General features: G+C 60.3%; 22 protein-coding genes. 14 read left to right on the top strand and 8 right to left on the bottom strand.

The window, feature by feature from the left end:
• Window positions 1–27: 27 nt before the first annotated feature.
• Entirely contained in the window at window positions 28–462 is a 435-nt protein-coding gene (locus PZ897_RS02895) for a VOC family protein (protein WP_275749818.1), read from the top strand.
• 10 nt (window positions 463–472) lie between these two features.
• Here PZ897_RS02895 and PZ897_RS02890 read toward each other — a convergent pair whose 3' ends face one another.
• Entirely contained in the window at window positions 473–838 is a 366-nt protein-coding gene (locus PZ897_RS02890; RefSeq protein ID WP_275749816.1) for a hypothetical protein, read from the bottom strand.
• A 152-nt stretch (window positions 839–990) separates the two neighbouring features.
• Between PZ897_RS02890 and PZ897_RS02885 the strand changes: the two genes are divergently transcribed.
• The 5 genes from PZ897_RS02885 to PZ897_RS02865 all read left to right on the top strand — a co-directional run bounded on the left by PZ897_RS02885 (window position 991) and on the right by PZ897_RS02865 (window position 5009).
• On the top strand, window positions 991–1527 hold the full coding sequence (locus tag PZ897_RS02885) for a CoA-binding protein (RefSeq protein WP_275749815.1): 537 nt from the start codon (window positions 991–993) through the stop codon (window positions 1525–1527).
• Between the two features lie 202 nt (window positions 1528–1729).
• On the top strand, window positions 1730–2086 hold the full coding sequence (locus PZ897_RS02880; RefSeq protein WP_275749813.1) for a hypothetical protein: 357 nt from the start codon (window positions 1730–1732) through the stop codon (window positions 2084–2086).
• A 325-nt stretch (window positions 2087–2411) separates the two neighbouring features.
• Window positions 2412–3695 carry an O-acetylhomoserine aminocarboxypropyltransferase gene (locus PZ897_RS02875; protein WP_275749811.1) on the top strand — a complete coding sequence of 428 codons (1284 nt, stop codon included), beginning with the start codon at window positions 2412–2414 and terminating at the stop codon, window positions 3693–3695.
• Between the two features lie 136 nt (window positions 3696–3831).
• Entirely contained in the window at window positions 3832–4632 is an 801-nt protein-coding gene (locus PZ897_RS02870; RefSeq protein ID WP_275749810.1) for a hypothetical protein, read from the top strand.
• An 80-nt stretch (window positions 4633–4712) separates the two neighbouring features.
• Window positions 4713–5009 (top strand): hypothetical protein, encoded by a 297-nt coding sequence (locus PZ897_RS02865; protein ID WP_275749809.1) that lies wholly within the window; start codon window positions 4713–4715, stop codon window positions 5007–5009.
• On the opposite strand, the gene PZ897_RS02860 is transcribed toward PZ897_RS02865, so the two are convergent.
• Entirely contained in the window at window positions 4997–5509 is a 513-nt protein-coding gene (locus PZ897_RS02860) for a DUF6653 family protein (protein WP_275749807.1), read from the bottom strand. The two genes, PZ897_RS02865 and PZ897_RS02860, sit on opposite strands and share 13 nt — an antisense overlap.
• Window positions 5510–5637: 128 nt before the next feature.
• Between PZ897_RS02860 and PZ897_RS02855 the strand changes: the two genes are divergently transcribed.
• Entirely contained in the window at window positions 5638–5982 is a 345-nt protein-coding gene (locus PZ897_RS02855; RefSeq protein ID WP_275749805.1) for a cupin domain-containing protein, read from the top strand.
• A 185-nt stretch (window positions 5983–6167) separates the two neighbouring features.
• Here the strand turns inward: PZ897_RS02855 and PZ897_RS02850 are convergent, their stop codons facing one another.
• Window positions 6168–7376: a cytochrome P450 gene (locus PZ897_RS02850; RefSeq protein ID WP_275749803.1), complete on the bottom strand. Its 1209-nt coding sequence runs from the start codon at window positions 7374–7376 to the stop codon at window positions 6168–6170.
• A 160-nt stretch (window positions 7377–7536) separates the two neighbouring features.
• Window positions 7537–8130: a hypothetical protein gene (locus tag PZ897_RS02845; protein WP_275749801.1), complete on the bottom strand. Its 594-nt coding sequence runs from the start codon at window positions 8128–8130 to the stop codon at window positions 7537–7539.
• Between the two features lie 613 nt (window positions 8131–8743).
• Here PZ897_RS02845 and clpP point away from each other — a divergent pair.
• The 5 genes from clpP (at window position 8744) to dnaE (ending at window position 18643) form a co-directional block, all read left to right on the top strand.
• Window positions 8744–9370: an ATP-dependent Clp endopeptidase proteolytic subunit ClpP gene (gene clpP / locus PZ897_RS02840; RefSeq protein WP_275749800.1), complete on the top strand. Its 627-nt coding sequence runs from the start codon at window positions 8744–8746 to the stop codon at window positions 9368–9370.
• Window positions 9371–9681: 311 nt separating this feature from the next.
• Window positions 9682–10962, top strand: a complete 1281-nt coding sequence (gene clpX / locus PZ897_RS02835) for an ATP-dependent Clp protease ATP-binding subunit ClpX (RefSeq protein ID WP_275749799.1) — start codon at window positions 9682–9684, stop codon at window positions 10960–10962.
• 395 nt (window positions 10963–11357) lie between these two features.
• On the top strand, window positions 11358–13790 hold the full coding sequence (gene lon / locus PZ897_RS02830) for an endopeptidase La (protein WP_275749798.1): 2433 nt from the start codon (window positions 11358–11360) through the stop codon (window positions 13788–13790).
• Between the two features lie 362 nt (window positions 13791–14152).
• Complete coding sequence (gene hupB, locus PZ897_RS02825; protein WP_275750130.1) at window positions 14153–14458, top strand: DNA-binding protein HupB; 306 nt, start codon at window positions 14153–14155, stop codon at window positions 14456–14458.
• A 615-nt stretch (window positions 14459–15073) separates the two neighbouring features.
• Window positions 15074–18643, top strand: coding sequence for a DNA polymerase III subunit alpha (dnaE, locus tag PZ897_RS02820; protein ID WP_275749796.1), 3570 nt, complete (start codon window positions 15074–15076; stop codon window positions 18641–18643).
• Here dnaE and PZ897_RS02815 read toward each other — a convergent pair.
• The 3 genes from PZ897_RS02815 to PZ897_RS02805 form a co-directional block, all read right to left on the bottom strand.
• Entirely contained in the window at window positions 18640–19944 is a 1305-nt protein-coding gene (locus PZ897_RS02815; RefSeq protein ID WP_275749795.1) for a DNA polymerase IV, read from the bottom strand. The two genes, dnaE and PZ897_RS02815, sit on opposite strands and share 4 nt — an antisense overlap.
• Window positions 19945–20277: 333 nt before the next feature.
• The gene (locus PZ897_RS02810) at window positions 20278–20934 is read right to left on the bottom strand and encodes a hypothetical protein (RefSeq protein WP_275749794.1); all 657 of its coding nucleotides are present in this window, start codon (window positions 20932–20934) and stop codon (window positions 20278–20280) included.
• Window positions 20931–21197, bottom strand: coding sequence for a DUF3572 domain-containing protein (locus tag PZ897_RS02805; protein WP_275749793.1), 267 nt, complete (start codon window positions 21195–21197; stop codon window positions 20931–20933). The genes PZ897_RS02810 and PZ897_RS02805 overlap by 4 nt, the downstream gene beginning before the upstream one ends.
• 219 nt (window positions 21198–21416) lie before the next feature.
• Between PZ897_RS02805 and PZ897_RS02800 the strand changes: the two genes are divergently transcribed.
• Together PZ897_RS02800 and PZ897_RS02795 are read left to right on the top strand one after the other, a co-directional pair.
• Window positions 21417–21788, top strand: coding sequence for a response regulator (locus tag PZ897_RS02800; protein WP_275749792.1), 372 nt, complete (start codon window positions 21417–21419; stop codon window positions 21786–21788).
• A gap of 15 nt (window positions 21789–21803) precedes the next feature.
• Window positions 21804–23177 carry a PleD family two-component system response regulator gene (locus PZ897_RS02795; protein ID WP_275749790.1) on the top strand — a complete coding sequence of 458 codons (1374 nt, stop codon included), beginning with the start codon at window positions 21804–21806 and terminating at the stop codon, window positions 23175–23177.
• Window positions 23178–23721: 544 nt separating this feature from the next.
• Here PZ897_RS02795 and rpmG read toward each other — a convergent pair.
• Window positions 23722–23889, bottom strand: coding sequence for a 50S ribosomal protein L33 (gene rpmG, locus PZ897_RS02790; protein ID WP_007197024.1), 168 nt, complete (start codon window positions 23887–23889; stop codon window positions 23722–23724).
• Between the last annotated feature and the right edge of the window lie 81 nt (window positions 23890–23970).

Below are 23970 nucleotides of genomic sequence, written 5' to 3'. Positions count from 1 at the left end.
CGGCACACTCTCCGTGAGGACGTAATCATGACCCTGTCACCGCGCATCACCATGATCACGCTCGGCGTTGCCGATGTCGCCGCTTCGACCGGATTTTATCAAAAGCTCGGCTTCAAACGGTCCTCGGCGTCCAATGACAGCGTCACCTTCTTTCACATGAATGGCACGGTGCTGGGCCTGTTCGGCCGTGACGCGCTGGCCGCCGATGCAGGCCTGGAGCCGACCGCAGCCCAGCCTTTTGAAGGCATGGCACTGGCGCACAATCTGGGCTCGCGTGAGGAGGTCGACGCCGCCTGGAATTTCGCGGTCGCATGTGGCGCCAGGCCGGTGAAAAAGCCGCATGAGGTGTTCTGGGGCGGCTATTCCGGTTATTTCGCCGATCCAGACGGCCATCTGTGGGAACTGGCGCACAACCCCTTCATGGCGCTGAGTGAAGACGGGCATATGACCTTGCCGGCGTAAGCGCATAAGCTCAGGGTGTCAGCCGCAGCAGTGGCCGGAACCGGGTCAGGTCATCATCATCGCTGGCATTGGCGTCGCAGGCGATCACCCGGCAGCTGTTGGTGTCGCGCGCCGGAACGCTGGCCCACACGCCGACCGACGGGCTTTGGCACATCAGCGATGAGCTGACATAGCGATCATAGATCGGCAGGCCCCTTTTCGAAGTGTACCGCAGGATGGCGGCACCCTCGTTTATCAGGGCACTGCGGATGGCGCTGCAATCGGTCTCAGTCGTCTCAATGCGGCTGATGGCCTGCGCCGGGCCGCTTACGGCCATGAAGCCCGCAATGGCCGCAGCCACAGGCAAGGTGCTGTTGATGATCAGGCGCGGGGACATGGCGACTTCCTCCTGGTGGCGTCTCGCGAGTGGCTACAGATGCAATGTGTCGCAGATTTGATCGCCGACAAGGGCGAAGCGGTTGTCGCGGTGCTTGACGCACCCGGATGCTGTTGCGACAACCGGATCAGATCTAGCAGGATGCGCTCCGGATGAACCACGACAGCTACGCCAATTCCTACATTTCCGGCATCCTGCAATCGGTAAAGACCGTTGCCGTGGTCGGCGCGTCCGCCAACGAGGTGCGTCCGAGCTTCTTCGTCATGAAATACATGCTCGCCAAGGGCTATCATGTCATCCCGGTCAATCCGGGGCAGGCGGGCAAGTCCATCCTCGGGCAGATGACCTATGCACGGCTCAGCGATGTGCCTGTGGCCATCGACATGGTCGACATATTCCGGGCTTCCAATGCGGTTCCGGGCATTGTCGATGAGGTGCTGGCGCTTGATCCGCTGCCGAAAGTGATCTGGATGCAGCTCACCGTGCGCGATGATGAAGCCGCTGCCCGCGCCGAAGCCGCCGGCATCAAGGTGGTGATGAATCGCTGCCCGAAGATCGAATATGCCCGCCTGTCCGGCGAAATCGGCTGGAACGGTGTCAACTCGGGCGTTGTGTCCGCGCGCAAACCGGTCATGCGCACCGGCTTCCAGAGTTACGGGTTGCGAGTGCCGCAAACCGGCAAGGAGTAGGGCCGGTCCGGCTTGTCCTGGTGGGCAGCGATTGCCGCGCGCCGTTCGCAGCCGGTGAGGATCAGCCTTGCAAGGGGCACAACACCTGGCGTCGACGCCATGCGCCACAGTTCTGATTCAATGCTTTGCAGAATGATGGCCCGCCGGCGTCGCGGCGCAGGATCAGATAGATGACGACAATGCAGTGGCTGGGTTGGGTCTCATGAGGCGGATATTCGCACTGGTGCGGACGGCGGGGTTTCTGGCTGTGCTCTGCGTGTCTTTGGCCACCACGGCCATCAGCATGGGCGTGTGGGCGGTTTCGCTGACCGCGCAGGTGACCACCATGACTGCCAGCGCGGCGGCAACGGCCATTGCCCATCGCAAAGCCATTGCCGCCGCAGTTGTTCGCGCCAAGGCCAAGGCAAGGTTGCGTCGCGCAATGGTGGTCTTGCCGGTCGCGGGCATGGCTGCGGCGGTTGCCTTTGAGCGGCAGGATTATCTGGATGGAAAGAGCTCAACCCGGATCGAGACCTTGAGGATTATGGCTGCGAAGTCAGCACCGCATCCGCAGAGGTGATCGATGATGTCTTGCAGGACCTGCCCGAGACTGTTCGTCCATCCCGGGACTGGCTGCTGGCGCGATTGCCCGGATGTGAACCTGCCGACGAGAGCGTCGAAACTTTAACCGAGTGAGCTTCTGCGCCTTGCGCGCGCGCTGTGACGAATCTCTGCACTTTCTTTCACGACAGCGAGGCTCAAAGGAATTATATTCCGGTTTGAAGGCCCCAGGTGAATGTGGATGCGCGGTTTTGAGCTGCTCCGCGCAAATTTCTTCTTTGACCGCGACGCGCACATGCGGGATAACCCCTGCATACTGTTTTCGGGCACAACAGGAGTGATCCATGTCGAACAATCAGCCGGGTTTCAATACATTAGCTGTACATGCGGGGGCCCAGCCGGATCCCGCCACGGGCGCACGCGCCACACCGATCTACCAGACCACCGCCTTCGTCTTTGATGATGCCGATCATGCCGCGTCGCTGTTCGGCTTGAAGGCCTTCGGCAACATCTACACCCGCATCATGAATCCGACTCAGGCCGTGCTTGAAGAGCGGGTTGCGGCGCTGGAAGGCGGCACAGCCGCGCTCGCGGTTGCCTCAGGCCACGCGGCACAATTGATCGTTTTTCACACCATCATGCGCCCGGGCGACAACTTCATTGCCGCCAACCAGCTCTATGGTGGCTCGATCAACCAGTTCGGCAAATCCTTCAAGTCGTTTGACTGGCATGTGCGCTGGGCTGATCCGGCCGATATGACCAGCATTGAAAGCCAGATTGATGAGAGGACCAAGGCGATCTTTGTCGAAAGCCTGGCCAACCCGGGCGGCACATTTGTCGACATCAGCGCCATCGCCGAAGTGGCGCACAAGCATGGATTGCCGCTGATCGTCGACAACACCATGGCGTCGCCCTATCTGATCCAGCCGATCCAGCATGGCGCCGACGTGGTGCTGCATTCGCTGACCAAATTCATCGGCGGCCATGGCAACTCCATGGGCGGCGTGATCGTTGACGGTGGATCGTTTGACTGGTCGAAATCCGGCAAATACCCGACCTTGTCGGAGCCGCGCGCGGAATATGGCGGCATGGTGTTGCACGAGACCTTCGGCAATTTTGCTTTCGCCATTGCCTGCCGTGTGATCGGCCTGCGCGACCTCGGTCCGGCGATTTCGCCGTTCAACGCCTTCATGCTGGTGACGGGCGCCGAAACCCTGCCGCTGCGCATGCAGCGCCATTGCGACAACGCGCTGGCCGTCGCCGAATGGCTGACCAAGCACGACAAGGTTGCCTGGGTGCATTATGCCGGCCTGCCTGATCATGAAAACCATGCCTTGCAGCAGCGGTATTCTCCCAAGGGCGCGGGCTCGGTTTTCACCTTCGGCCTCAAGGGCGGTTATGACTCCGGCGTCAAGTTTGTTGATGGCCTCGAGATGTTCTCGCACCTGGCCAATATCGGCGACACCCGCTCGCTGGTCATCCATCCGGCCTCGACCACCCACGCCCAATTGACGCCGGAGCAGCAGGCCGCTGCTGGCGCCGGCCCGGATGTGGTGCGGCTGTCGATCGGCATCGAAGACGTCAAGGACATCATCGCCGATCTGGAGCAGGCACTCGCCAAGGCTTGAACCAGCGCTTGTTGGATGAGTTTCAGCGGCCCGGCATTCACTGCCGGGCCGTATGCTTTGCATCCGATGCATCCTGGATGCAGGGTTGCCCGAAGGCCCGGCTGCTGCTTTGATGGAATCTTGGGAGGCGCGAACCATGTACAAGATCTGCCTGTTTTTCCTGATGTCGGCGCTGCTGCAAATCGGTTCGGTCCAGGCCGGGACGCTGACGTCCATCCCGTCGTCCGCGGTTGAAAATCCGAAAGCGTTTTGGGCTGCGGTGATGGAGGAGTTTTACGGCCGGTACGACAAACGGTTGAAATGCTGGGTCGGCAGTGGCGGTAGCGGCAAAATATGCATGCGTCCGCATCTTCTGGCTTCCGTCCCCGGTGCCGCCGGGCTGACGCATTATGTCGCGATGTCCGGATACGCACCAACTTCTGATGGCGGTCGCGCCGATTGCCATGCCTGCAGCGGAAAGCTGGGGCTGGTGATGTTGCGTGGCGAAAGCACGCACCTGACCCTGGTGGCGCGCAACAGCCTGGCCGAGGATGCCGGCTCCTGGGGCGCCACCCCCTCGGAAGAGGCCTTTCGGGTCGTCCGTCTGGGGCAGGGCAATCACGGCTGGCTGATGGAGTCCGGCTACACCGGTCAAGGCTACACCGAAGGCGGAGTAACCGTATTCGCTGCCATCGGTGACAAGATCGTTGATCTCGGCTTCATCCCGACCCATTCCGACAATGGTGGCACCTGCGGCGACGGAATCGGCCCGTGCTACGTCCACACCTATGAAATCCTCACGGACCCGGACAAGACGACTGCAGCATTTGGCGACCTCCTGGCCCGCAAGGTCGAAAGCACCAACGCCGATGCCCCGGCCATGGTCAGGGTTCCGTTTGCTCAGGACGAATTGAAATATGTCGCCCCGGACTGCCTCGATGCCGCACTGGGAAAATAAGCGTTCTTGCATTTGATCTGCAGCAAGGCAGGCGAGGGCGCCAACAGCTAGACTGCCGCTAAACTCAAATGGTGGAGCCCATGTCGCAAACAGATGTCCGAACCTTGACGATCACAGCCGCGCTGATGTTGACCGTGACGTCGCTTGCCCAGGCGCAATCTGCCAATCCGGCATGGCTCGACCAGCTCTCCGAGCAACTGGCCATCGAAAAGGACTGTGCGGTTGAGTATTTTCTCAATCTGAAGGAAGGCGAGCTGGCGGGACGGCTTACCTTCGCGGCGCGGGCCCAGTGCGCCGACGGTCGTCAGTTCGATGGCGCGCTGACCGAGCCTGCGAACGAGTTCACCATCACCGCGTGCGGCGTTCAGGTCTGCTGAGCCCCGGATCGTTCGGTTTCGGGCCGGTCTGCCATGTCTGCCCAGAGCCAGGCCATGCGGTCGCCGAACCACAGCTTGAAGACCGATGCCAGCATCGCGCCGGCGAAAACGGCCCAGGCATCAAGCACCCAGAGGCCGTAGGCGAGGGGGATGATCGAAAGGCCCGACAGCAGGCTCAGGATCATGGCCGCTTTCGCATGGTGTGCAGGAATCGGTTTGGTCTTGCGCGCCAGCCAGCAGCGCTCGCCCAGCACCACCTGCGAGGCCCAGTTGTCCAGCGTCGCCGGTGGTGAAAAGGCACGCGGATTGACAAGCGTCCACACCAGAACCAGGCCGATGGGGACAAGGCTCCACCAGCCGATCCAGACCCGCGACCAGACGGCGAGCGCGAACAGCGCCAGCAGCGGCACCCGCGTCCAGAAACTCCACGGGCTGGCATGACGCGCCCAGGTCGGGTCATCCATCATCATCACGCTTTCAATTGCTTTGTCGATCCGCATGGGTGCATCCTGTGTGTGGCTCGCATATTGTCTTCACATCGCGTGCCGCGCAGTCAACAGCGGTGGCGCTATCCTGTCCCAGGTTCAGACAGGGGTGCTCCCGGATCAAGTCTTTTCAGGTGCGAAGCATGACCAAGGCATACTTCATTCCGCTCCGTCCCTCAGCTGACCGGGAGGTCTCGAGGCCGGACGCAGAGAAGGTTCTGGCAGGAGATCCGGTGCACACCGCCTGGAACCTCGAAGAGCGCGACGGACTCTATTGCGGCATCTGGCAGTCGACGCCGGGCAAATGGCGGATCTGCTACGACGAGTGGGAATATTGCCATATTCTCGAAGGGGTGTCGGTTGTGACCGAAGACGGCGGCGAGAGTGTCACAGTCAAGGCCGGGGACAGCTTCATTCTGCGACCGGGGTTCAAGGGAAGCTGGGAAGTTGTTGAAACGACTCGCAAAGAGTACGTTATAAAACTCTAATTTACGGCGCGTTCAAACGGCTTCATTGGGGCGATGCCGGACATGCATTGCCCAAATGAAATGCGCCAGCCATTTTTGTGCATCCGCTCAGATGCCGAGCATCATCCGGTGACGCCAGCGGCGGCGGTTCGCAATGGTGCTGTTTGGCTTTTTCCGGGCGGGGACGGCCAACATGGTCGACGATATCAGCAGACCATCAGGCGCTCGAGTCCATGGAAGTGGTAGCTGTCGCGATAGCGCGCGGGCTGACTGAGCTTGAGATCGGGCCGCCGCGAAAACAGCACGGCAAGCGATTCCTGCAGTTCAAGCCGCGCCAAGGGCGCACCGATGCAGAAATGCAGGCCTGCGCCAAAGCTGACATTCTTCTGGTCAGCCCGTCCGGGGCGGAACTTGTCCGGCGCCTCGAAAGCCGACGGATCGCGGTTGGCCGCCCCCAGCAGCAGCGCGACCTGTTGACCCGGCTTCAAGATTACCGGCCCGAGGTCGATGTCCTCATAGGCGTAACGGTTGAACATGTGCAAAGGCGCGTCAAATCTGAGCGCTTCTTCGACTGTCGCGGTCGTAGCCTCGGGCGTTGCAAAGAACCGGCACGGATCGCCGCCCTGATCGAGAATGGTTTTCACGGCATTGCCGGACTGGTGCACGGTGGCTTCATGCCCGGCATTGAGCAATAGCACGCAGGTGGAGATGAGCTCGTCATCGGTCAGTTTTTCGCCGGTGTCGCGCACCGCGATAAGCGCCGACAGCAAATCGTCGGCATGGGTGTGTCTGTGCTCTTCAATGTGCGCGGTCAAAAATGCGCCGAAATTGGCGGCAGCGCGGTTGGCCCGCACTTCGGTCTCGCGTGACCGCTGCGGTACATACATTTCGCACATGGCGTGCGACCAGCCAAGCAGATCATCGGCGCGGTCGACCGGCACGCCGAGCAATTCGCAAATCACCGTCAGAGGGATCGGCGTTGCGAAGGAGGGCAGGAGATCAAAAGCCTTATCACCCGGCAGGGCATCGACCAACTGATGGGCGAGCGCATGGATGCGCGGTCTGAGCCGCTCCACCGAGCGGGAGACGAAAGCGCGGTTGACCAAGGTCCTCAGCCGCGTGTGGGCCGGGGGTTCGCGCTCGAGCAGTGAACCGCTTTCGATCCGATCGAAATCGGCAAGATGCTCACGCCCCTCGGCAGGGTTCAGCGGTGCGCCCCAGCGGTTTTCGCGACCAAACCGCCGGTCGCGCAACAGCGAATTGACCTGATCGTAGCCCGCCACGCACCACATGCCGTACTCCTCCCAGTAAAAGACCGGGGAGGCGCGGTGCCTCTCGGCGTAAAACCCATAGGGGTCCTGGACGAATTCGGGATCGCGGGGATCCTGTGAAACGGAGAGAGAGTGCCTGATCATGGGCGTGGCTTAGCCCGGATCGTGCCGGATGCAAATGCGAAGACTGGCCTCCGGCGTCATATCTTCGGGGATAAGCAGCAAAGATCGGACAATCCGTACCGATGCCGCCTGGCAGGCTCCAGACGGCATGGTGCAATCCAACCAGGCTCGATTGCCGCCCTCAATGGCAGCGGCTTCTGCCCGAGACCTGAACCCAGCCGGACGACGCAGGGCGGACTTCCACGTTTCGCGCCACCGTTTTAATCACCGGCGGCACCTGGCGCGCAATGGTGCGGGCAGCCTCCACCACAACCGTGCGGCTGCGGTGGGCATACCGGGCTGGAATCCGTTCATGCACAGTCCGGGCGGGATGCACGACAACCGTCCGGGCTCTCGTCTCGTACTGTGCGGGGTAGGCCACCTTGCACAGGGTCTTGACGCCGTGAACGCGACGCCATTCCCAGCCCACGGATTTGGCCCGCACCATCACCGTCTGGTGCACGGTCTTGACCACCGCCGGGATTTTCCGGGCGATCACCCGTTCCGGCTCGATCAGCACTTTTTCGGTAATCTGTCCGTAGCGCGCGGGAATGGTTTCATGAACCACGCCGCCAGGCCGGACGACGACCTGCTGATGAACGGTTTTGTATACCGCCGGCTGATGCACCTGCTGATAGCACGACAAGGATTTGCCACCGGCCAAGGCAGGTGAGGCAATGGACGTTGCCAGGGTTGCGGCGACAATTCCGCGGCGAATGGACGAAAACTCAAACATGGTACACTCCCTGATCACGCGTGCGGCGTTTGATCTGCCGTCTGCCGCGTCTGTCAGGTTCAGTGTGCCGCAGTCTTTGTGGGGAGGGAAGTAAAACCTTAAATAATCGTTAATGCACTGGCTGTTTTGCACATCTGTGCTTTGCCTTCGATGTTCTTTAGGCAAACTGTACCAGACTGCATTGATCAGATCTTGCTGCTTGACGTCGACCCGGACCGATCGGTCAGGCGGGTCTTGTCTGCAGGGAGAACAGCGCTGCTGGGAGGGCCACTGCCCGAGACTGCATGCCCCGCGACGGCAAGCCGGCCCATGTCACCACCAGCGGGAATGCATGTGCATCCGGGTTCGTGCCCGCTGTTTCGCAGCTCTCGTGGTTTGCGCATCGTCCGGACGCTGCAACCAGGAGCGGATCTCGCGGCAATTTATCGCTTGAAAGCTGGAAAATCCGAAAACCGTAACTTCGCTTTAACGTCGGTCGTGATCAACCTCCCCCCGCCGTTTCGCAGCCTTGCGTCTTGAAGCGGCGGGGGGGCACACTCTATGTAGTGGGTTCAATGAGACTGATTCTGAGCAGGCCTTGCCGTCTGTCGGGCCGTATGACAAGGGAAGCGCAATGAAAAATACAGTTGAGACCGCCATGGCCCTGGTGCCCATGGTCGTTGAACAGACAAACCGCGGCGAACGGTCCTATGATATTTATTCGCGGCTGCTCAAGGAGCGGATTATCTTCATAACCGGTCCGGTCGAGGATCACATGGCGACGCTCGTCTGCGCCCAGCTTCTGTTTCTCGAGGCCGAGAACCCGAAGAAGGAAATCGCCATCTACATCAACTCTCCCGGTGGCGTGGTCACGGCTGGCATGGCGATCTACGATACCATGCAGTTCATTCGTCCGGCGGTCTCGACGCTCTGCGTCGGCCAGGCTGCGTCGATGGGGTCGCTGTTGCTGGCGGCTGGGGAAAAAGGCATGCGCTTTGCCACACCAAATGCCCGCATCATGGTGCATCAGCCCTCGGGCGGGTTTCAGGGGCAGGCCTCAGACATCGAGCGGCATGCGCAGGACATCATCAAGATGAAGCGCCGCCTCAACGAGATCTATGTCACCCACACCGGCAAGGATTACGAGACGGTTGAAAAAACCCTGGACCGTGACCACTTCATGACATCAGAGGAAGCGCTGGATTTTGGTATCATCGACCGCGTCATCGACAAGCGCGAGTATATCGAAACCGCGACATAGCCACAGGAACCAGGCTGTTTGGTTAGTTTTATGCGCTGTTTTGACAATCATTGCGCTACTCCTGCAACACGTTTCCGTGTGCGTGGGGTGGCGCAAGCGCGTGAGCGCGCTAGAATGGACGTTAAGTCTATATTCAAATTCTCTGGCATAGCATCGCCAGATTGGCGGGGATTCGTTGCCACCGGCTTCGGGTTTGATTAACCAGAGGCCGGGTTTGTACCCCGAGATTGCCTTAATGCTCCGAAGCCACGGAGCGGCAAGGCGCCATACATCCAGGCTTTTAATGCCGGGATTGCGGGAAGGAAAGTGAAATGAGCAAGGTCAGCGGCAGCAACGGCGGCGATTCCAAAAACACCCTTTATTGCTCCTTCTGCGGCAAGAGCCAGCATGAAGTGCGCAAACTCATTGCCGGTCCCACCGTGTTCATCTGCGATGAATGCGTGGAATTGTGCATGGACATCATCCGTGAGGAAAACAAATCCTCGATGGTGAAGTCGAGTGACGGTGTGCCAAGCCCGCAGGAAATCATCGCAACACTCGACGAGTATGTGATTGGCCAGCATCAGGCCAAGAAGATCCTCTCGGTGGCGGTCCACAACCACTACAAGCGGCTCAACCATTCGTCCAAATCGGGCGATGTGGAACTGGCCAAGTCCAATATTCTGCTGGTCGGCCCCACCGGTTGCGGCAAGACCTATCTTGCCCAGACCCTGGCCCGCATCATCGACGTGCCGTTCACCATGGCTGACGCCACAACGCTGACCGAAGCCGGTTACGTGGGCGAGGATGTCGAGAACATCATCCTCAAGCTGCTGCAGTCGGCCGACTACAATGTCGAGCGCGCGCAGCGCGGCATTGTCTACATCGACGAGGTCGACAAGATCTCGCGCAAATCGGACAATCCATCGATCACCCGGGACGTCTCGGGCGAAGGCGTGCAGCAGGCGCTGTTGAAGATCATGGAAGGCACCGTTGCTTCGGTTCCGCCGCAGGGCGGCCGCAAGCATCCGCAGCAGGAGTTCCTGCAGGTCGACACCACCAACATCCTGTTTGTCTGCGGTGGCGCCTTTGCCGGTCTTGACAAGATCATCTCGGCCCGGGGCGAAAAGACCTCGATCGGGTTTGGCGCCAATGTTCGCGCCCAGGATGAACGCCGTGTCGGCGAAGTGCTGCGTGAACTCGAGCCGGAAGATCTGGTGAAATTCGGACTGATCCCGGAATTCATCGGCCGTCTGCCGGTGCTCGCAACGCTTGAAGATCTTGACGAGGATGCGCTGATCCAGATCCTGACCCAGCCGAAGAATGCGCTGGTCAAGCAATACCAGCGCCTGTTCGAGATGGAAGATGTGGAACTCACCTTCCACGAGAGCGCGCTGAGCGAAATTGCCAAGCGCGGCATTATCCGCGCCACCGGTGCACGCGGACTGCGCTCGATCATGGAGAAAATCCTGCTCGATACCATGTTCGAGCTGCCGACACTGGAAGGCGTGCGTGAAGTTGTCATCTCCGACGATGTGGTCACCGGTAATGCGCGCCCGCTTTACATCTATGCGGAGCGGGATGGCGAAGCCAAGGATTCAGCTTCGGCATGATGTTCCGATAGATGTGCAAATTTCAAACGGGTCCTTCGGGACCCGTTTGTGTGTCAGCAAACATCTCCTGCGGATTCACGCTCTGCTTGCCTCATGCGAGAGGCGGGGCTGACGGAGCGCGCACCGGCGGTTGGGGAGAACCGCGCACCAGGCGGGAATTCGGCCGGTTTTTCGTCCCGCTCCAGCTTCCCGCCACTTTCGTTGTCTAATAAGGTCGGGAATCGATAAAGGATTGACAGCCGGGGCAGATCTGACTTGAAACCCGGGCTCCGGTTCTCCAATTAGACTGTAGAGGGCGATGCCCGCTATCAAGGACGCCAAAGGCGGTTGCTGGATGAACCGGGACCGCATCCCGCGTTGCCAATCGGTCTGAACAGACCCTGAAAGGAAAAAACATGCCGGATAAAAAAGTGAGTTCATCACAGGCCCCCGAAGAGGCAGGTATCTATCCCGTTCTTCCGTTGCGCGATATCGTAGTGTTTCCGCACATGATCGTGCCGCTTTTTGTCGGCCGCGAGAAATCCATCCGCGCGCTCGAGGAAGTCATGGGATCGGACAAGCAGATCATGCTTGCCACTCAAATCAACGCCAGTGATGACGATCCGGAGCCAGCAGGCATTTATCAGATCGGCACCATCGCCAATGTGCTGCAGCTTCTGAAATTGCCCGACGGTACGGTCAAGGTGCTGGTCGAAGGCCGCGCTCGCGCCGAGATCGTCGAGTATACGGATCACGACGAGTATTACGAAGCCCGGGCGGTTCAGCTTGCCGAGCCCGAGGAGGACCCGGTCGAGATCGAAGCGCTGTCGCGCTCGGTGGTCTCCGAGTTCGAGAACTACGTCAAGCTCAACAAGAAGATTTCACCCGAAGTTGTCGGCGCTGCCAGCCAGATCGACGACTATTCCAAGCTCGCCGACACCGTGGCTTCGCATCTTTCGATCAAGATTCCTGAAAAGCAGGACATGCTGTCGACCGTGTCGATCAAGGGCCGTCTGGAGAAGTCGCTCGGCTTCATGGAAGGCGAGATTTCGGTGCTGCAGGTCGAAAAACGCATCCGCTCCCGCGTCAAGCGGCAGATGGAGAAGACCCAGCGCGAGTATTATCTCAACGAGCAGATGAAGGCGATCCAGAAGGAGCTCGGCGACGGCGAGGACGGCCGCGACGAGATGGCCGAATTGGAAACCCGCATCGCCAAGACCAAGCTCTCCAAGGAAGCCCGCGAAAAGGCGGATGCCGAGTTCAAGAAGCTCAAGCAGATGAGCCCGATGTCGGCCGAAGCCACCGTCGTGCGCAATTATCTCGACTGGCTGCTGGGCTTGCCCTGGGGCAAGAAATCCCGGGTCAAGAACGACCTCAATGCGGCCGAACAGGTGCTTGAGACGGATCACTTCGGCCTTGAAAAGGTCAAGGAGCGGATCATCGAGTATCTCGCGGTTCAGGCCCGTTCGTCCAAGATCAAGGGCCCGATCCTGTGCCTCGTCGGACCTCCGGGCGTCGGCAAGACCTCGCTGGCCAAGTCGATCGCCAAGGCGACCGGCCGCGAATATGTGCGCATGGCGCTGGGTGGCGTTCGTGACGAGGCGGAAATCCGCGGTCACCGCCGCACCTATATCGGCTCGATGCCCGGCAAGGTCATCCAGTCGATGAAGAAGGCCAAGAAGGTCAATCCGCTGTTCCTGCTCGACGAGATCGACAAGATGGGCCAGGATTTCCGCGGCGATCCGTCGTCAGCGCTTCTTGAGGTGCTTGATCCGGAACAGAACTCCACCTTCATGGATCACTATCTCGAGGTCGAGTACGATCTGTCCAACGTGATGTTCATCACCACGGCCAACACGCTTAACATTCCTGCGCCGCTGATGGACCGGATGGAAGTCATCCGTATCGCCGGCTACACAGAGGATGAAAAGCTCGAAATCGCCCGCAGGCACCTGCTGCCCAAGGCCATTCGCGACCACGCCTTGCGGCCCAACGAGTTCGAGATCACCGACGAAGCGCTGTTGCAGGTCGTTCGCACCTACACCCGCGAAGCCGGTGTGCGTAACTTCGAACGCGAACTGATGAAACTCTCGCGCAAGGCCGTGACCGAGATCCTCAAGACCGGAGCCAAGGAAGTCCGCGTTGATGCTGACACGCTCGCCGACTATCTGGGCGTGCCACGCTTCCGCTATGGTGAAGCCGAGTTTGACGATCAGGTCGGTGTCGTGACGGGATTGGCCTGGACTGAAGTTGGTGGCGAACTGCTGACCATCGAAGGTGTCATGATGCCTGGCAAGGGCAAGATGACGGTGACCGGCAACCTGCGTGAAGTGATGAAGGAATCGATTTCGGCGGCGGCGTCCTATGTCCGGTCGCGCGCGGTTGATTTCGGCATCGAGCCGCCGCTCTTCGACAAGCGTGACATTCACGTTCACGTGCCCGAAGGCGCCACCCCCAAGGACGGCCCTTCGGCCGGCGTTGGAATGGCAACCGCCATCGTCTCGATCATGACCGGCATTCCGGTGCGCCGCGATGTTGCCATGACCGGCGAGATCACCCTGCGTGGCCGGGTCCTGCCGATCGGCGGACTCAAGGAAAAGCTGCTGGCCGCCCTGCGCGGTGGTATCAAGACGGTGATGATCCCGGAAGACAATGCCAAGGATCTCCCCGAGATCCCGGACAACGTCAAGAATGGTCTCGAGATCATTCCGGTCGCCAAGATGGGTGATGTTCTGCGTCACGCACTGGTGCGGATGCCTGAGGCCATTACCTGGGATCCGGACGCAAAAGCGGAAACTGCGATTGCCGCCGAGGTGGGCAAAGAGGGCGAAGCCACGATCGCTCACTAAAGCCTGTCACGTTCAAATCGGTTCATTTGCGCGGTAGCGTACATGCATTGATACAAAGAGAGACACAGCGCCGCCGATCCTGTTGGATGGGCGGCGCTGTCGCATCTGGCCCTTCCGGGCAGTGGTAAGCATGACGGGCGGAGAAATCGCCGCCCGGTTTGGTTTTCGTTCAGCCGGACACGTCACATGATGTGTCGAATGTGGACGCAATCTGAATATTTTCGTCGCATTTCGTTTTCCATGACCTCAGATGAGGTTCGCTGATGCCGAAAAGCCTGTAAAAAGCCCCTATAAAGCGAGGCTTTACGGGGAGTTTGGTTGCGCCGGACCGATAGATGCGTAGGATCACCGCATCGAACGAAATGAGTCGAGATAACGCCAGAAAGGGACGAACGATGAACAAGAATGAACTGGTAGCTTCTGTGGCCGAGAAATCGGGCCTCAGCAAGGGAGATGCAACATCGGCTGTTGAAGCGGTTTTTGAAACCATCACCGGTGAACTCAAGAATGGCGGCGAAGTGCGGTTGATCGGCTTTGGCAACTTTACAGTGTCGCGTCGTGAAGCCTCTAAGGGCCGCAACCCGCAAACTGGCAAGGAAGTCGATATCCCGGCGCGCAACGTGCCGAAGTTCTCGGCCGGCAAGGGTCTCAAGGACGCCTGCAACTAAGCTGCAATTTCCATTATGCAGACACGAAAGCCCGGGCGCCCGCGTCCGGGCTTTTTGCGTTGCCTGCGTGCCGCGACCGCGGGCAGGCGGTCCCGGCCAGGTTCCATGAGGCTTGAAGATGTCGCTCATCTACAGCGCCGCGCATCCAGCCGGCGGCGCAAAGGACGCATTTCCAGACAATTCGGTTTAAATGCGCTTGACGCGTGAACAAAAAGAGAACATAAAGGCAACACAAACGGATTTAGATAGGAGCTGATCATGACTGCATTTGCCCGTGACATTGCCGCTTTCGTTTCCATGTCGCTGTTTGTGGCGAGCTTCGCCGTGCTTGCGATGGCGTTCTGACAGGCGACTTTTGCTGAATTTTTCACGCCGCCGGATTGGGCGGCGTGGTGTGGAGTTGGCCTGGATTTGCAAGCCTGCCTGGTCTCGGCTGAGGTGCCAGGCGCTGATGCGCTGGGCGGTGGCCGCGAGGGTTGGCGATCAAGCCGTGTGTGCTTGGTGTTTTAGCTGTTTGTGCTCTGGACTTTGCGGTCCGGGTCCTCACAATTGGCGTTTGAGTCTGCGCGGCGCCGAATTGGTGCCTGGTTGCGGAACAGGCGGCAGAGGGCACCCATGGCACGGGAAAGTAAATCGGCGAAGTTGCTGGCAAATCTGGCCGCGGGTGCGGGCGAGGCGCGTCTGCGTGACGGTCAGGCCGATGATCGGGTCTCCGAGACCTGGCCGGGCTTTGTGCATTTGCGTGTACACTCGGCCTATTCCCTGCTTGAAGGCGCGTTGCCGATCAAGACGCTGATCAAGCGCGCCGTTGACGATAACCAGCCGGCACTCGCCATTACCGACACCAACAATCTGTTTGGCGCACTTGAGTTTTCGGTCAAGGCGATGGAGGCGGGTATTCAGCCGCTCATCGGGTGTCAGCTCGAGATAGATATGGAGGACGCTCAGGCATCCGAGCGCCGGTCCTCGCACCGGGATCATTTGCAAAAGGCGCCGTCGATTGTTCTCTATGCTGCCACTCCGGCCGGTTATGAACGGCTGGTGGCCCTTGTCAGCCAGGCCTATCTCGGCGACGACAGTGGCGGCGACCGGCCCCATATTGGCTTGTCATGGCTGCAACAGGACGCTGCCGGCCTGATCGCCCTGTCAGGGGGATTGGGCGGCCCGGTGGATCAGGCGGTCCGCGAAGGGCACGCGGAGCAGGCCCGGACACGGCTGGAAAGCCTCAAGGCGGTGTTCGGCGACCGGCTTTACATTGAATTGCAGCGTCAGCGTGGATATGACCGGGCCCATGAGTCCAAGATGATTGCGCTGGCCTACGACAGCGAAGTTCCGCTTGTGGCCACCAATGAGGCCTTCTTTCCCACCCCCGATGACTTTGAGGCCCATGACGCACTGATGGCTGTGGCCTGCAACGCGGTCATGTCGGATGACCGGCGGCCGCGGCTGAGTGTGGACCATTGCCTCAAATCCCGCTCGGAAATGACGCAATTGTTTGCCGATATTCCCGAAGCTTTGGCCAACACCGTCGAGATTGCCCGCCGCTGCAGTGCGATTGTCGAGCTCAGAGCGCCGATTCTTCCGCGCTTCACCGGCGGTGGCGAGGAGGATCCCGATTCCGCTCTCGCCGCCGAAGCTGCAGAACTGCGGCGACAGTCGATCGAAGGGCTGGAGCGCCGGCTGGCGCGAATCGGCCTGGCCGAGGGATATTCGGAAACCGACTACCGCGACCGCCTGCAGGTTGAACTCGACATCATCGAGAACATGAAGTTTCCCGGTTACTTCCTGATCGTCGCCGACTTTATCAAATGGGCCAAGGATCAGGGCATTCCGGTGGGACCCGGACGTGGGTCCGGGGCAGGCTCGCTGGTGGCCTATGCGCTGACCATTACCGATGTTGATCCCTTGCGCTTCTCCTTGCTGTTCGAGCGCTTTCTCAACCCCGCCCGCGTCTCGATGCCGGATTTCGATATCGACTTTTGCCAGGATCGCCGGGAAGAGGTGATCCGTTACGTGGTGGGCAAATATGGCCGCGAGCAGGTCGGCCAAATCATAACCTTCGGAAGCCTGCAGGCGCGTGCAGCCCTGCGCGACGTCGGCCGTGTGCTGGAAATGCCTTACGGCCTGGTGGACCGGATCTGCAAGCTGGTGCCCAACAATCCGGCCAACCCGACGCCGCTGAAACAGGCGATCGAGGAAGAGCCGCGCTTCAATGAGGAAGTGGAAAAGGAGCCGGCGGTCGGGCAGTTGCTCGACATCGCGCAAAAGCTTGAGGGGCTGTACCGCCATGCCTCGACCCATGCCGCGGGCATCGTCATCGGCGACCGTCCGCTGTCGCAACTGGTGCCGATGTACCGCGATCCGCGTTCGGACATGCCGGTCACCCAGTTCAACATGAAATGGGTGGAGCAGGCCGGGCTGGTCAAATTCGACTTCCTCGGCCTCAAGACTCTGACCGTGCTCAAGACCGCAGTCGGTTTCATCGCCAAACGCAACATCACGATTGACCTCGAAGCGCTGCCGCTTGATGACAGGCCGACCTACGAAATGCTGTCGCGGGGCGAGACCGTCGGCGTGTTTCAGGTGGAATCGGCCGGCATGCGCAAGGCGCTGATCGGCATGCGCCCGGACCGGATCGAGGACATCATCGCGCTTGTTGCGCTCTACCGCCCCGGTCCGATGGAGAACATTCCGGTCTACAATGCGCGCAAGCATGGCGAGGAGGAACTGGCCTCCATCCATCCCAAGATCGACAATCTGCTGGCCGAGACACAAGGCGTCATCGTTTATCAGGAACAGGTGATGCAGATCGCCCAGGTGCTGGCCGGCTATTCGCTCGGTGAAGCCGATCTTCTGCGGCGCGCCATGGGCAAGAAGATTAAGGAGGAAATGGACAAGCAGCGCGCCCGCTTTGTCGAGGGCGCGGTGGAGCGCGATGTCTCCAAGCCGCAGGCTGACATGATCTTCGATCTCTTGGCCAAGTTCGCCAATTACGGCTTCAACAAGTCGCACGCCGCAGCCTATGGCATCGTCTCCTACCAGACCGCCTATCTCAAGGCGCATTATCCGGTCGAGTTTCTGGCGGCGTCGATGACGCTCGACATGTCCAACACCGACAAGCTCAATGATTTCCGTCAGGATGCCAAACGTCTCGGCATCGAGGTGGCAGCCCCTTCGGTGCAGACCAGTTTCCGCCACTTCGAGACCGGCGACAACAAGATCTATTACGCGCTGGCCGCCATCAAGGGCGTCGGCGAGGCTGCCGTTGACCACATCGTCGAGGTGCGCGGTGACGCGCCCTTTGCCTCGCTTGAGGATTTCTGCACCAGGATCGATCCGCGTCAGGTCAACCGCCGGGTGCTTGAAAGCCTGATCGCGGCCGGTGCGCTTGATTGTTTCGGTCCCGATCGGGCGATGTTGAGTGCCGGCCTTGACCGCATCATCGGCTTTGCCCAGCGGGCGCAGGAAAACCGCATCAGTGGCCAGAGCGACATGTTTGGTGCAGGTGGCGGCGGCGCAATGGAGGCCGAAACCATCCATTTGCCGCCGACCGTGCCATGGTTGCCGGCGGAGAAGCTGCATCGTGAATACCAGGCTCTGGGGTTCTATCTTTCCGCGCACCCGCTTGATTCCTATAATGATCTGCTGGCCAAGATGCGGGTTCAGACCTGGGCCGATTTCTCCGTCTCGGTCAAGGCCGGCGCCACCGCCGGACGGCTCGCCGGCACTGTCACCAGCAAGCAGGAGCGCAAGACCCGCACCGGAAACAAGATGGGCATCGTCGCGTTCTCCGACAGCTCCGGCCAGTACGAGGCGGTGCTGTTTTCCGAAGGTCTGGCGCTCTATCGCGAACTGCTCGAGCCGGGAAAATCGATCGTCATCACGGTCAACGCCGAGGAACGGCCCGAGGGCATCGGCCTGCGCATCCAGACCGCCGATTCGCTCGAGGACCGGGCCGCGCGCGGCCAGTCGGCGCTCAGGGTCTACATGCGCGACGCAAAGCCGCTCAATTCGGTTTCGACGCAGTTGAAGGCGCGCGGCGAGGGTCAGGTCTCGTTCGTCATGATCAAGGATGATGGCCGCCGTGAAATCGAGGTGACGTTGCCCGATCGCTACCGGCTGACGCCACAACTGGCCTCGGCGCTCAAGGCGGCCCCCGGCGTTCTGGATGTCGAACTGGTTTAATCCTCTTCCGCCTGCCGCGTCTTGCGCGAGCTGCCGAAGGTGTAGCCGGTCTCTAAAATGTCGCGGCCGAATTTCTGTCGCACCTTGTCGATTGCGCTCTCCGCCACGGCCCGGCGCGCGGCGGCGGGATCGACCAGATCCGGCGGATCGGCGCGCGCGCCATCGGTCAGGTCGGTGACGCCGATGCCGAGCAGCCGGAACCGGTCCTGGCCAAGCTCGCGGTTGATCAGATGCAGGCCGGTGCGGAAAATCCGGTCCGCCAGCATGGTCGGGTCCTCGAGCCTGAAGTTGCGTGTCCGGCTTTTGAAATCGGCTGTCTTGAGCTTGAGCACGACGGTATGGCCGGCAATGCCCGAGGCCTTGAGCCGTGTCGAGACCTTTTCCGACAGTCGTCTGAGCACCGGCACCAGGTCGCTGGCGTCGGACAGATCGCTGTTGAAGGTGGTTTCGGCGGAAACGCTTTTTGCCCCGTCATTGAGATGGACCGTGCGATCATCCTCGCCCCGGGCCAGGTGGTAGAGCCGCTTGCCCATGGCGCCATAGCTGCGCATCAGCGCGGTCTCCTCCATGACTTGCAACTGGCCGATGCTGCGGATGCCATCGCGCGCCAGCGTCTCCGTGAAGGCTTTGCCGACCCCCCAGATCAGTGAGACCGGGCGCGGCTTGAGAAACTCCAGCGCTTCGGCCTTGCCGATGACCGAAAAGCCGCGCGGCTTGTCAAGATCGGACGCGACCTTGGCCAGAAACTTGCAGTAGGACAGGCCGACCGAAAGGCTGATGCCGATTTCGTCTTCCACCCGTCTGGCGAAACGGGCGAGGGTACGGGCAGGTGTGTCCTTGTGCAGCTTTTCGGTGCCGGCAAGGTCCATGAACGCCTCGTCGATCGATATCGGCTGCACCAGCGGTGTAAGCTCTTCCATCAGCACCCGCACCTCGCGCCCGACGCGGGCATATTTTTCCATGTCCGGCTTGATCACCACCGCTTCAGGGCAGGCCTCCAGCGCCTTGAACATCGGCATCGCCGAGCGCACACCATTGATCCGCGCGATATAGCAACAGGTGGACACCACACCGCGCTTGCCCCCGCCGATGATCACCGGCCTGTCGGCCAGATCCGGATTGTCGCGTTTTTCCACCGTCGCGTAAAAGGCATCGCAATCGACATGCGCCAGGGTCAGCGCGTCGATCTCCACGTGACGGATCAGGCGCGGGCTGCCACAGGCGTGGCAGCGCCTGACCTCCGCGCGGGCAGGCGCCAGGCAGTCGCGGCAAAAACCGGGTGCGGACGAGGCTGTGCTCATCAGGAACAAATATTGAGCATCGCCGATTTGCGCAAGAGAGGTCGAGAGCGGTCCGGCTTGGGGCAGGGTCGCCGCTGCTCTTGCCGGGTGTGCGATCGTGCCGGCAGATCAATCGGGCAAGGTGAAGCCGGGAACAAACGTTGAACATCAGCGCGCATGACTTTAATCTTGCGAGTCGGAAACCCCGCCACAACGACGAAAGCCGATTCCATCGCAAGATTACCTGTCGCCGAAACCCTCGGCTCTCGCAGCAAAGCCCGAAGCAAATCTGGCCATGATGGACAGGGAGCCTGCGGCCGCGCGCCGGGGCAGACGGTCAGGGCTGCAGCAGCCTCATCGGGCGCTGGCGTCGAAATGGGCCGCAATCAACGTCTCGGCGTGGGTCCAGTCGGTCACAATGTCGACACCCTCGCCGGGATGCGGCGCCAGCGCCCGAAACTTTTCATTGGCCATCAGATTGAGCAGCAGGGTTTGAGGCACATGCGTGCGAACCGATTGCAGATTGACGAAGATATCATCGACAAACACGACCGGATGGGGGCGCGCGCCGTGCAGCGCCAGGACAGCCGGTCCCTTGGGTGCTTCGGTCGCAATCATCGGATAATCAAACCCGTGGCTGGAGAGCAGTTTGCGGCGCACCTTGCGGTGGTGCGGCGGCATGGCCGTCAGAAACACGATATCAGCCTGGCCGGACAACCGTGCCAGGCTGTCGGCAGCGGAGACGACCGGTGTCTGCCACTCGTCCTGGCTCTCGAAGAACAGTTCCAGCAACCGCGACACCTCGTCGGCCGGGGTTTCGGCGCCGGCTTCGAGCTCAAAGATATTGCCGTGCAGCCGAAACGAGTTGGCCCGCAACTCGTGGCCGTTGTGGCTCAGAAACGCCGCGAACGGGGTCACGAATTCCAGCACCACCTCGTCGATATCGCACACGATCAGCGGCCGTTCACCCAAATGCAGGTCATCATGCTCGGCGTCTGGGATCAGCATCATCCGCTCTCGCCGGTGCCGCCCAGCGCCTGGAAGGCGCGGGAGATTGATTCGGGCCGGGTGCCGGTGGCCGCGCAGAAATCCATCAGGGTGGGTTCGTGGTTCATCAGGAAGCCCAGAACCCCGGCGAGAAAGCCCGGCTCCCTGGCGGCCTGGCGCAGGTTCGAGGCTTCCAGCCCGGTCAGGGCCAGAAACCGGCCCATCAGTTCCGGCTCTTCGGCAAGCCAGACCAGCACGGCAATTGCCGTGTCTTCCGCATCCGCCATTGCTCTCTCCTGCTTCCCGAACGCCATGCAAACTACCCGATATGACCAATTACCACTTTTTCAACCTAATGGAACTAAGGTGATGTCGTTGACGGGCGTTGCGGAGGGAATTTATCGCAATCCAGTCGAGTCGAAATCCGGTGATAGAAACCATCGGCTGCGGGCAGCAAAGGGATCTGACGGGCGCAGCGCCTGGCTGGATCGGGAATGGGATCGGGCATGACAAAGCAGGTTATGATTGTTGAGGACAATGAACTCAACATGAAACTCTTCCGGGACCTGATCGAGGCGTCAGGCTACAAGACCATTCAGACCCGCAGCGGTCTGGAAGCGATGGATCTGGCCCGGCTGCACCGTCCGGACCTCATCCTGATGGATATCCAGTTGCCGGAAGTCTCTGGTCTGGAGGTCACCAAATGGCTCAAGCAGGATGATGATCTTCACGTCATTCCGATCATCGCCGTAACCGCATTTGCGATGAAGGGCGATGAGGAGCGTATTCGCCAAGGTGGGTGCGAGGCCTATATTTCCAAGCCGATTTCGGTGCCCAAATTCATCGAAACCATCAAGACCTATCTTGGCGATGGGTGAGGGCGGAGAACGAACATGACCGCGCGCATTCTGGTGGTTGAGGACATTCCGGCCAACGTCAAGCTTCTTGAAGCGCGTCTGATGGCGGAATATTTCGAGGTCTTGACCGCCGCCGACGGCATGACCGCACTGGCCATCTGTGACCAGACGCCGGTCGATCTGATCCTGCTCGATATCATGATGCCCGGCATTGACGGTTTTGAAGTCTGCGAGCGGCTCAAGCACAATCCGCGCACTGCCCATATCCCAGTCGTCATGGTGACGGCCCTTGACCAGCCTGCCGATCGCGTGCGCGGGCTCAAGGCGGGTGCCGATGATTTTCTGACCAAACCGGTCAACGACCTCCAATTGATGGCGAGGGTCAAGAGCCTGGTCCGCTTCAAGGCGCTGAGCGACGAACTCCGGCTGCGGGCGGAAACATCCCACAGCAGTGGCCTGGAAACCCTGCTTGCGCCGCATCAGGGGCAGCTGGAGGAGCCTGGCCTTGTGCTGCTGGTGGAAAGCCGCGCCAACACGCAGGACCGCTTGACACGGGCGCTCAACGGGATTGCAGAGGTCACCGCCATCGGCGATCCGCAGGCAGCGCTGTTTGAAGCGGCGGACAAGCCCTATGAACTGGTCATCGTGTCGTCCTCGCTAAAGGATTACGATCCATTGCGGCTTTGTTCGCAATTGCGCTCGCTTGAGCGCACCCGCTTTATTCCGATGCTGGTTGTGGCGGAGCCGGGTGAGGAGAGTGTGGTCAACCGCGCGCTTGAGCTGGGCGTCAACGACTACCTGGTGCGGCCGCTCGACCCCAACGAGCTGGTCGCCCGCAGCGTCACCCAGATCCGGCGCAAGCGTTACGCCGACCGGCTGCGGGCAAGCCTGTCGCAATCGGTCGAATTTGCTGTCACCGATGCCCTGACAGGACTGAACAACCGCCGCTTTCTCGACACCCATCTGGCGACGCTTGTCGACCGCTCCAAGCGCCGCGATCGGCCCCTGTCGGTTCTCATCACCGACATCGATTTTTTCAAGGCCATCAATGATTCTCACGGGCATGAAGGCGGCGACGATGTTCTGCGTGAGTTCGCCCGCCGCATACGCGGTGCCGTGCGCGGCGCGGATCTGGCCTGCCGTTATGGCGGCGAGGAATTTGTCGTGGTCATGCCCGACACCACAGCCGACATCGCAGCTCAAGTGGCGGAACGGTTGCGCGATGCCGTTGCCGGCACGCCATTCAACATATCGGCAACCGGATTTGCGGCATCGGTCACAACCTCGGTCGGCATAGCCACGCTCAAGTCCGGTGACGAGGGGGCCGATTCGCTGATGCGCCGAGCCGACGGGGCGCTCTACGAGGCCAAGAACAACGGCCGCAACCAGGTTGTCGGACAAGCCGCCTGACGTTGGTCAGCCTGTCTTGAAGCTTGAAATTTACGGTACAGCACGGCGCGCCCAACCGGATGCACCAAGGGCGCTGTCGAACGCTGGCCCCGGGCTCGTGCGCCGGTTCAAGCAAAGCCGATTGAACCCGACCTGTCTTAGTATTGTTACGAACGTATGCGCGCAATGCAGGTGTAGAATTCACTATAGAGTGTCTAAAATTGTCTGTAATGTTAACCAAGATTGCGTAAGAGGCTGATAGAGCGTTAATAAATCGTTGATTTTTTACCAAAACGGTACAAGTATTCAACTCGTATGCAACGTTCTGAGACGGTCATGTCGGCAAGTCCTCGTTGCGAAGAAAACACGGAATACCCCATGATGTTCAGGTCCGCCGCATCTCCTGGGTCGTGGGGTGGCCGATCAAGACCAAGTGCACAAGTGGCATCCTCGTTCCACGCATTTGTCTTGATCGGCCTTCAACAAAAAAACCCGCTTCCGGACGGAGGCGGGTTTTTTCAAATTGCGCAATCAGTAAGCTGCCAAAAGGCAGGGACAAGCCAGATTACTTGATCTTGGCTTCCTTGAACTCAACGTGCTTCTTGGCGATGGGGTCGTATTTCGTCTTCACCATCTTGTCGGTGAATGTGCGGCTGTTTTTCTTGGTTACATAGAAAAAGCCGGTGTCGGCGGTCGACAGAAGCTTGATCTTGATTGTGGTCGCCTTGGCCATGGTGTCTTGCCTTCTTCAAAAATGAAGCCGCGGGCAGCACTGGTGGCTCCACGGCGAAACTTGCGCGGAACCTACAAAAGC

The sequence above is a fragment of the Hoeflea sp. YIM 152468 genome, from assembly GCF_029210485.1.
In the GTDB taxonomy this organism is placed as follows: Bacteria; Pseudomonadota; Alphaproteobacteria; order Rhizobiales; family Rhizobiaceae; genus Hoeflea.
This window is presented reverse-complemented; position numbering and strand designations above follow the sequence as displayed.